This is a genomic window from Thauera phenylacetica B4P, assembly GCF_000310225.1.
Lineage (GTDB): Bacteria > Pseudomonadota > Gammaproteobacteria > Burkholderiales > Rhodocyclaceae > Thauera > Thauera phenylacetica.
This window is the reverse complement of the sequence record NZ_AMXF01000180.1, coordinates 1-8,624: the sequence shown is the minus strand read 5'-3', so window position 1 is coordinate 8,624 and position 8,624 is coordinate 1. Positions and strand designations below refer to the sequence as shown.

The 8,624-nt window shown below is 69.4% G+C and carries 7 protein-coding genes and 1 pseudogene; 5 read left to right on the top strand and 3 right to left on the bottom strand.

Features of this window, described 5'->3' with window-relative positions; all coding sequences use genetic code 11:
* Both C667_RS17345 and trxB read right to left on the bottom strand, forming a co-directional pair.
* Positions 1–332, bottom strand: a pseudogene (locus C667_RS17345) (Smr/MutS family protein); the annotation flags it as partial.
* 8 nt (positions 333–340) lie between these two features.
* Entirely contained in the window at positions 341–1,294 is a 954-nt protein-coding gene (gene trxB, locus C667_RS17340) for a thioredoxin-disulfide reductase (RefSeq protein ID WP_004371836.1), read from the bottom strand.
* A gap of 246 nt (positions 1,295–1,540) precedes the next feature.
* Here trxB and C667_RS17335 point away from each other — a divergent pair, with 246 nt between their 5' ends.
* The 4 genes from C667_RS17335 to C667_RS17320 all read left to right on the top strand — a co-directional run bounded on the left by C667_RS17335 (position 1,541) and on the right by C667_RS17320 (position 6,767).
* Entirely contained in the window at positions 1,541–2,212 is a 672-nt protein-coding gene (locus tag C667_RS17335) for a Crp/Fnr family transcriptional regulator (protein WP_004371833.1), read from the top strand.
* A 121-nt stretch (positions 2,213–2,333) separates the two neighbouring features.
* Positions 2,334–4,625, top strand: a complete 2,292-nt coding sequence (locus C667_RS17330) for a DNA translocase FtsK (RefSeq protein ID WP_004371831.1) — start codon at positions 2,334–2,336, stop codon at positions 4,623–4,625.
* Positions 4,622–5,281 (top strand): outer membrane lipoprotein periplasmic chaperone LolA, encoded by a 660-nt coding sequence (gene lolA, locus C667_RS17325; protein ID WP_157302383.1) that lies wholly within the window; start codon positions 4,622–4,624, stop codon positions 5,279–5,281. Before C667_RS17330 ends, lolA begins: the two co-directional genes overlap by 4 nt.
* A gap of 61 nt (positions 5,282–5,342) precedes the next feature.
* Positions 5,343–6,767 carry a replication-associated recombination protein A gene (locus C667_RS17320; RefSeq protein WP_004371826.1) on the top strand — a complete coding sequence of 475 codons (1,425 nt, stop codon included), beginning with the start codon at positions 5,343–5,345 and terminating at the stop codon, positions 6,765–6,767.
* Here C667_RS17320 and C667_RS17315 read toward each other — a convergent pair.
* Positions 6,739–7,002 (bottom strand): hypothetical protein, encoded by a 264-nt coding sequence (locus tag C667_RS17315; RefSeq protein WP_004371825.1) that lies wholly within the window; start codon positions 7,000–7,002, stop codon positions 6,739–6,741. The two genes, C667_RS17320 and C667_RS17315, sit on opposite strands and share 29 nt — an antisense overlap.
* 241 nt (positions 7,003–7,243) lie before the next feature.
* Between C667_RS17315 and serS the strand changes: the two genes are divergently transcribed.
* Positions 7,244–8,536 carry a serine--tRNA ligase gene (gene serS, locus C667_RS17310; protein ID WP_004371822.1) on the top strand — a complete coding sequence of 431 codons (1,293 nt, stop codon included), beginning with the start codon at positions 7,244–7,246 and terminating at the stop codon, positions 8,534–8,536.
* The last annotated feature ends 88 nt before the right edge of the window (positions 8,537–8,624 follow it).

Below are 8,624 nucleotides of genomic sequence, written 5' to 3'. Positions count from 1 at the left end.
GGCAGCGGGGCAGGGCGGGGGCGGTCGATCTCGACGCGGTCCGCGCCACGCACCGGGCGCACCGCCCCGACGCTGCGCCGGAAGAGCTCGAGCGCCTCCGCATCGGGCGCTGCGGCGTCGGCCGCGGCTTCCGCCCCCGCCTTGTCGCGGTCTTCCTCGAGCGGGTGGCGGATCCGTCTCGGCGCGGAGGTCGCCGGCGCGGGGGCCGGCTGTGCGGGCTGCAACTGCTTGCGCAGCCTCGAGAAGGGCGAGGCGGGCTTCGGCGCCCCGCCCTGCGCGTCGCGCCCCTGCAGGGTGCCGGACGGGCGCGATGCGGAAGAGCGGCGGCTCATCGGCCTGCTCAGCCGCCGAGGGCGTCGAGGTAGCGCTCGGCGTCGAGCGCGGCCATGCAGCCGGTGCCGGCCGAAGTCACCGCCTGGCGGTAGATGTGGTCCTGCACGTCGCCCGCGGCGAACACGCCCGGGATGCTGGTCTGCGTGGCATTGCCGTTGCGCCCGCCCTGGGTGACGATGTAGCCGCCTTCCATCTCGAGCTGGCCTTCGAAGATGTCCGTGTTGGGCTTGTGGCCGATGGCGATGAACACGCCCTGCAGGGCGACGTCGCGGCTGGCGCCGTTGTTCACGTCCTTGATGCGCATCCCGGTGACGCCGGTGTTGTCGCCGAGGACTTCGTCGAGGGTGGCGTTGAGCGCGAGCTCGATCTTGCCGGCGGCGACCTTCTCCATCAGCTTGTCGATCATGATCTTCTCGGCGCGGAATTTCTCGCGACGATGGACCAGCGTGACCTTCTTCGCGATGTTGGCGAGGTAGAGCGCCTCTTCGACCGCCGTGTTGCCGCCGCCGATCACCGCGACCTCCTGGTTGCGGTAGAAAAAGCCGTCGCAGGTCGCGCAGGCCGAGACGCCGCGCCCGGCGAACTTCTCCTCGGAGGGCAGGCCGAGGTACTTGGCGGTGGCGCCGGTGGAGATGATCAGCGCGTCGCAGGTGTATTCGCCGCTGTCGCCGACCAGGCGGAAGGGCTTCTCGCCCAGCTTCACGGTGTGGATGTGGTCGAAGATCATCTCGGTGTTGAAGCGCTCTGCGTGCTTCTGGAAGCGCGCCATCAGGTCCGGGCCCATCACGCCGTCGGCGTCGGCCGGCCAGTTGTCCACCTCGGTGGTGGTCATCAGCTGGCCGCCCTGGGCGAGGCCGGTGATCAGCACCGGGTTCAGGTTGGCGCGCGCGGCATACACGGCGGCGGTGTAGCCGGCGGGGCCGGAGCCGAGGATCAACAGGCGGGCGTGTTTGGTGGTCATGGAGTGCGGTCCCTGCGGGTGGATTGCGAGGCCGCGATTATAGCGGAGGGGGCGGCCGCGGTTGGCTGCGCGCGCCCGGGGCCGGGCGGGCAGCGTGGTTGCGGCAGGGGAGGGGGCGGTGCCCTCAATCCCCGCGGGATGCCGGCTGTGTGAATTCCGTCACGAAATCGAGAATGAGCGGCGGGCGATCGTATAAACTTGAAAGTGCATGTTTCCACTGTTCCACTCCCCGTGCCTGGAGCGCGCATGACCCAAGCCACCGCCGTTTCCGTCGTCGCCCTGAAGACCTTCCCGCTGTTCCATGGCCTGTCCGACGAGTCGCTGGCCAGTATCGCGCGCGTGTCGATGATGCGTCGCTTCCCGCGCGGGCAGTCGGTGGTGTGCGCGGGCGACCGTCCCGACTACGTCTATCTCGTGCTCACCGGCAGCCTCAAGGTGGTGGTGAGCGACGAGGACGGCCGCGAGGTGATCCTGTCCATCCTCGGCCAGGGCGAGCTCTTCGGCGAGATGGGCATGTTCGACGAGCGTCCGCGCTCGGCCTCGGTGATCGCCGTGGTGCCGGCCGACCTGGTGCTGATCTCCAAGCAGGACTTCCGCCGCATCATGCAGGAGAGCTTCGACGTGTCCTGGCGCATCATGTGCAACCTCGCCGAGCGCCTGCGCAACGCCGACCGCAAGATCGAGAGCCTCGCGCTGATGGACGTCTACGGTCGTGTCGCGCGGCTGCTGATCGAGATGGCCGAGGACGTCGGCGGGCAGTCGGTGGTGGTGCGGCGCATCTCCAAGCAGGACATCGCCAAGATGATCGGCGCCTCGCGCGAGATGGTCAGCCGGGTCATGAAGGACCTCGGCCAGCAGGGCCTCATCGAGGAAGGGCCCGACGGCATCCTGCTGCGCGAGCGCCTCAACGATGTGTGAGCGACGTGTGAGCGCGAGGGGGCCTGCGCGCCGTTTGTGAGCATGCGCAAGCGCGACGGCGAGGCGGGGATCGATCCCGTATAATCGGGAGTCGTTCCACTCTCCCCGCGGCCGCAACGCAATGCTGTCCCGTTCGTCCTCCCGTTCCCAGCCGCTACCAGAAAAGATCTCGCTGCTGCTGCAGGAAGCCCGCTGGCTGATCCTCGGCGTGGTCTCGCTCTACGTCGGCATGATCCTCGTCGGCTACAGCGAGACCGATCCCGGCTGGTCGCACGCCTCCGACGTCGCCCGCGTGGCCAACCCGGGCGGACGCTTCGGCGCCTGGCTGGCCGACCTCCTGCTCTACCTCTTCGGCATCTCCTCGTGGTGGTGGGTGGTCTTCCTCGGCTACAGCCTGCTGTGGGGCTTCCGCCGTCTCAAGAACCGCCTCGAGCTCGACCACCGCTCCTTCATCTTCGTGATGATCGGCTTCTTCGTCGTGCTGATCACCAGCAGCGCGCTCGAATTCCTGCGCTTCCATTCCCACGGCGCGCCGGTGCCGCTCGAGCCCGGCGGGCTGATCGGCATGGAGCTCGCCCAGTTCGTGCGGCGCAGCTTCGGTTTCACCGGCGGCACGCTGCTCCTGCTGGCCCTGCTGGCCACCGGCTTGTCGCTGTTCACCGGGGTGTCCTGGCTGGCGCTGATGGAGCGCGTCGGCCTCGCCATCGAGCACGCGGTGCTCGGCGTGCAGCAGGCCTGGCTGCGCTGGCAGGACCGCCGCGTCGGTCGCGAGGTCGCGCACAAGCGCGAGGAGGTCGTGCAGACCCGGCGCAAGAAGGTCGAGAAGGCCGAGCCTGCCCCGCTGCGGATCGAGCCGGCGGTCGTCGCCGTGCCCAAGTCCGAGCGCGTGGAGAAGGAGCGCCAGCAGACCCTGTTCCATGACGCGGCCGAGGGCGTGATTCCGCCGGTGGCGCTGCTCGACCCGGCCAGCGGCGGCGTGGAGCCGCCCTCGCCGGAGTCGCTCGAGTTCACCTCGCGCCTGATCGAGACCAAGCTCGCCGACTTCGGCGTCGAGGTCAAGGTGCTCGCCGCCTATCCCGGCCCGGTCATCACGCGCTACGAAGTGGAGCCCGCCACGGGCGTCAAGGGCAGCCAGGTGGTTAACCTCGCCAAGGACCTCGCGCGCGCGCTGTCGCTGGTGTCGATCCGCGTGGTCGAGACCGTGCCCGGAAAGTCGTGCATGGCCTTCGAGCTGCCCAACCCGAAGCGGCAGATGGTGCGTCTGTCCGAGATCGTCGGCTCCAAGGTGTACCAGGACGCGCACTCGCCGCTAACCGTGGTGCTCGGCAAGGACATCGGCGGCCAGCCGGTGGTGGCGGATCTTGCCAAGATGCCGCACCTGCTGGTGGCCGGCACCACCGGGTCGGGCAAGTCGGTGGGCATCAACGCGATGATCCTGTCGCTGATCTACAAGAGCGAGCCCGAGCGCGTGCGCCTCATCATGGTCGACCCGAAGATGCTCGAGCTGTCGATCTACGAGGGCATCCCGCACCTGCTCGCGCCGGTCGTCACCGACATGAAGCACGCCGCCAACGCGCTCAACTGGTGCGTGGCCGAGATGGACAAGCGCTACAAGCTGATGGCGGCGGTGGGCGTGCGCAACCTCGCCGGCTTCAACAAGGCTGTGCAGGAGGCGCGCAAGGCCGAGCACCCGCTCACCAACCCGTTCTCGATCAGCCCGGAGAACCCCGAGCCGCTCGAGCCCTTGCCCTACATCGTGGTGGTGGTCGACGAGCTCGCCGACATGATGATGGTGGTGGGCAAGAAGGTCGAGGAGCTGATCGCCCGCCTGGCGCAAAAGGCGCGCGCCGCCGGCATCCACCTCATCCTCGCCACCCAGCGCCCCTCGGTGGACGTGATCACCGGCCTGATCAAGGCCAACGTGCCGACCCGGATCGCCTTCCAAGTATCGAGCAAGATCGACTCGCGCACCATCCTCGACCAGATGGGCGCCGAGACCCTGCTCGGCATGGGCGACATGCTCTACCTCGCGCCGGGCACCGGGCTGCCGGTGCGGGTGCACGGCGCCTTCGTCGCCGACGACGAGGTTCACAAGGTGGTCGACCACCTCAAGAAGATCGGCCCGCCCGACTACGTCGAGGGCATCCTGTCCGCGGCCGAGGACGATGTCGACGCCGCGCTCGGCGGCGGCGGGGAGGGCGACGACGGCGAGTCCGACGCGCTCTACGACCAGGCGGTGGAGGTCGTCATCAAGACCCGGCGGCCGTCGATCTCGCTGGTGCAGCGCCACCTGCGCATCGGCTACAACCGCGCCGCGCGCCTGATCGAGCAGATGGAGCGCGCCGGGCTGGTGTCGCCGATGGGCAGCAACGGCAACCGTGAAGTGATCGTCCCGGCCAAGGAGAGCGAATGATGCAGTTCCGTACACGACCGGCCGCGCTACTGCGCGGCGCGGTGGGCGTCGCGCTGGCGCTGGTGGCGCTCGGCGCGGCGGCGGCGGGCGGCGTGCAGCAGCTGCGCGACTTCGTCGCCGGGGCACGCAGCGCCGAGGGCGAGTTCGAGCAGGTGGTCACCGCGCAGTCCGGACGCCGCCCGCAGGAGGCTTCGGGCAGCTTCGCCTATGCCCGCCCGGGGCGTTTCCACTGGGAGTACGACCGCCCCTATCGCCAGGTGCTGGTGGGGGACGGCAAGACCCTGTGGTCCTGGGATCCCGACCTCAACCAGGTGACCGTGCGCGCGATGGGCGAGGCGCTCGGCGCCACGCCGGCGGCGATCCTGTTCGGCAGCGGCGCGCTCGACGACAACTTCGAGCTCGCCGACGCCGGCGAGCGGGACGGCCTGGCCTGGGCCGAGGCGCGCCCCAGGCAGACCGAGAGCGGCTTCGAGTCGCTGCGCATCGGCCTGGCCGACGGCCAGCTGCGGCGCATGGAGATGCGCGACCACTTCGGCCAGACCACGGTGATCCGCTTCACCCGCCTGCGTGCCAACCCCGCGCTCGCCGAGGACCGCTTCCGCTTCGAGCCGCCCGCGGGCGCCGACGTGATCGGCGAGCTGCCCGGCGCGCGCTGAGCGTGCACGCAGCCCTGCTCGCCATCGCCGCGTCCATGAGCCGTCCGCAAGAGCGCTTCGCATGACCGACCTGTTCGACGCCCTCGAGCCGCCGCAGGTGCCGCTCGCCGAGCGCATGCGGCCGCAGACCCTCGACGAGGTCGCCGGCCAGGCCCACCTGCTCGGGCCGGGCAAGCCGCTGCGCCTGGCCTTCGAGTCGCGCCGGCCGCACTCGATGATCCTGTGGGGGCCGCCCGGCGTGGGCAAGACCACGCTGGCGCGGCTGATGGCGCGCGGTTTCGATGCCGAGTTCGTCGCCCTGTCCGCGGTGTTCTCCGGGGTCAAGGAGATCCGCGAGGCGATCCAGCAGGCCCAGGCCGCCAAGGCGCGTGGTCGCCACACCATCCTCTTCGTCGATGAGGTGCACCGCTTCAACAAGGCGCAGCAGGACGCCTTCCTGCCCTACGTCGAGCAGGGCCTCGTCACTTTCATCGGCGCCACCACCGAGAACCCTTCGTTCGAGGTCAACTCGGCGCTGCTGTCGCGCGCCGCGGTGTATGTGCTGGAGTCGCTCGACCACGAAGCCATGCTGCGCCTGTTCGAGCGCGCGCACGCGATCGCCTGCCCGACGCTCGGCGTCGACGAGGACGCGCGCGAGCGCCTGATCGGCTTCGCCGACGGCGACGCGCGCCGGCTGATGAACCTGATCGAGCAGGTGCAGGTGGCCGCCGAGACCGCCAAGGTCGATCCTGTGAGCGCCGCCTTCGTCGATCAGGCGCTGTCGCGCAACTTGCGCCGCTTCGACAAGGGCGGCGAGGCCTTCTACGACCAGATCTCCGCGCTGCACAAGTCGGTGCGCGGCTCGGACCCCGATGCCTCGCTGTACTGGCTGTGCCGCATGCTCGACGGCGGCGCCGATCCGCTCTACCTCGGCCGACGGCTGATCCGCATGGCGGTGGAGGACATCGGCCTGGCCGATCCGCGCGCGCTCGAGATCGCGCTCAACGCCTGCCACACCTACGAGCGCCTCGGCTCGCCCGAGGGCGAGCTCGCGCTCGCGCAGGCGACGATCTTCATGGCCTGCGCGGCCAAGTCCAACGCCGCCTACAAGGCCTACAACGCCGCGCGTGCCTTCGTCGCCCGCGACGGCTCGCGCCCGGTGCCGCTGCACCTGCGCAACGCGCCCACCAAGCTGATGAAGGCGCTCGACTACGGCAAGGCCTACCGCTACGCGCACGACGAGCCCGAGGCCTACGCCGCGGGCGAGAACTACCTCCCCGAGGGCATGCAGCCGCCCGGCTGGTACCAGCCCACGCCGCGCGGGCTCGAGGGCAAGATCGGCCAGAAGCTCGCCTGGCTGCGCGAGCTCGACCGCAAGGCGACGGAGGGCGGAAAACAATACGCGAGGCAGCCCCCCACCGGGGGGCAGGCCTCGCGCGAAGTCCCGGCGAGCAAAGGTACGCCGGGCGAGGAGAGAATCAGTGCGGCAGGGGATGATCCCTCATGAAGCGCTCGCAGACCGAAGCCGCCAGCTTGGCCTTGCGCACGTCTCCGCAGGCGTTGGCACGCTCGATGAGATCGAGCATGTAGTGAGTGAGCGCCATGACCCCCTCGGGCGTCTGCACGAGCCCGCAGCACAGCTGCGCGGCGGCGGCGTCCGGGATGTCCTCGTGCTCGGCAATCAACAACACCTCCTCGTCGGTGAGATCGCAGTAGTCCAGGCAGTCGCGAATGGATAGCATGCCGTTTCCTCCAGGTCCGGGCCGTCTGATGCGGCTTTGTTGTCAATTCAAGGATAGTGGACCGGCCTCGTTTTACAAGTTCGATAGAAATTCAAAACGCAGAACAAGTCATTGATTAAGAAAGCCGATTTTGCGACGCGCGCGGTCGTGCGGTGCAACAGCGCCGTGTAATCAGTCGCCTGCGATGGTTTTCCGAGAATCCGCATCAATTTTTGCCGATGGTTTTTCAGGAAGGTTTCCGATGCTCGATATCCAGCTTCTCCGCACCCAGCTCGACCACGTCGCCGCTCGCCTCGCCACGCGCGGGCTGCAGCTCGACACCGCGGCCTTCCAGGCCCTCGAGGACGAGCGCAAGCAGTTGCAGACCCGTACCCAGGAGCTGCAGGCCCGCCGCAACACGCTCTCCAAGCAGATCGGCATGCTCAAGGGCAAGGGCGAGGACGCTTCGGCGGTGATGGCCGAGGTTGCCCAGCTCGGCGACGAGCTCAAGGCCTGCGAGCAGGCTCTGCCGACGCTGCTCGAGCGCATGAACGCCTTCCTCGCCACGCTCCCCAACCTGCCCCAGGACGACGTCCCGGCCGGTGCGGACGAGGGCGGCAACGTCGAGCTGCGGCGCTGGGGTACGCCGCGCGCCTACGACTTCGAGGTCCGCGACCACGTGGACCTCGGTGCGCCGCTCGGCCTCGACTTCGAGACCGGGGCGCGCCTGTCGGGCTCGCGTTTCGCCTTCCTGCGCGGCCCGGTGGCCCGCCTGCACCGCGCGCTCGCCCAGTTCATGCTCGACACCCACACCCGCGAGCACGGCTATACCGAGTGCTACACGCCCTACATCGTCAATGGCTCGGCGCTCTACGGCACCGGCCAGCTGCCCAAGTTCAAGGAAGACCTGTTCTGGGTGCTGCGCGGCGGCGACGAGGAGGGGCTCGAGCAATACCTGATCCCGACCGCCGAGATCACCCTCACCAACAGCGTGCGCGAGGAGGTGCTCGCGCTCGAGTCCCTGCCGATCCGCCTCACCGCGCACAGCCCCTGCTTCCGCTCGGAGGCGGGCAGCGGCGGGCGCGACGTGCGCGGCATGATCCGCCAGCACCAGTTCGACAAGGTCGAGATGGTGCAGATCGTTGAGCCCTCCACGAGCCGCGAGGCGCTCGAGCAGATGGTGGGCCACGCCGAGGCCATCCTGCAGAAGCTCGAGCTGCCCTACCGGGTGATCACGCTGTGCACCGGCGACATGGGCTTCTCGGCGGCGAAGACCTACGACCTCGAGGTGTGGCTGCCGGCGCAGAACACCTACCGCGAGATCTCCAGCTGCTCGAACTGCGAGTCCTTCCAGGCGCGCCGCATGCAGGCCCGCTTCAAGAACGCGCAGGGCAAGAACGAGCTGGTGCACACGCTCAACGGCTCCGGCCTCGCCGTGGGCCGCACCCTGGTCGCGGTGCTGGAGAACCACCAGCAGGCGGACGGCTCGATCGTGATCCCGAAGGCGCTGGTGCCCTACATGGGCGGCGTCGAGCGCATCGAAGCGCCGCTCTGAGCGGCGCGTCCGCGCGCCGCTGCGGGCCGCTCGCGCGGCCCCGCTGTGCGCCGCTTGCGCCTCCCGACTCAGCCCTCCGCGCTCTCCC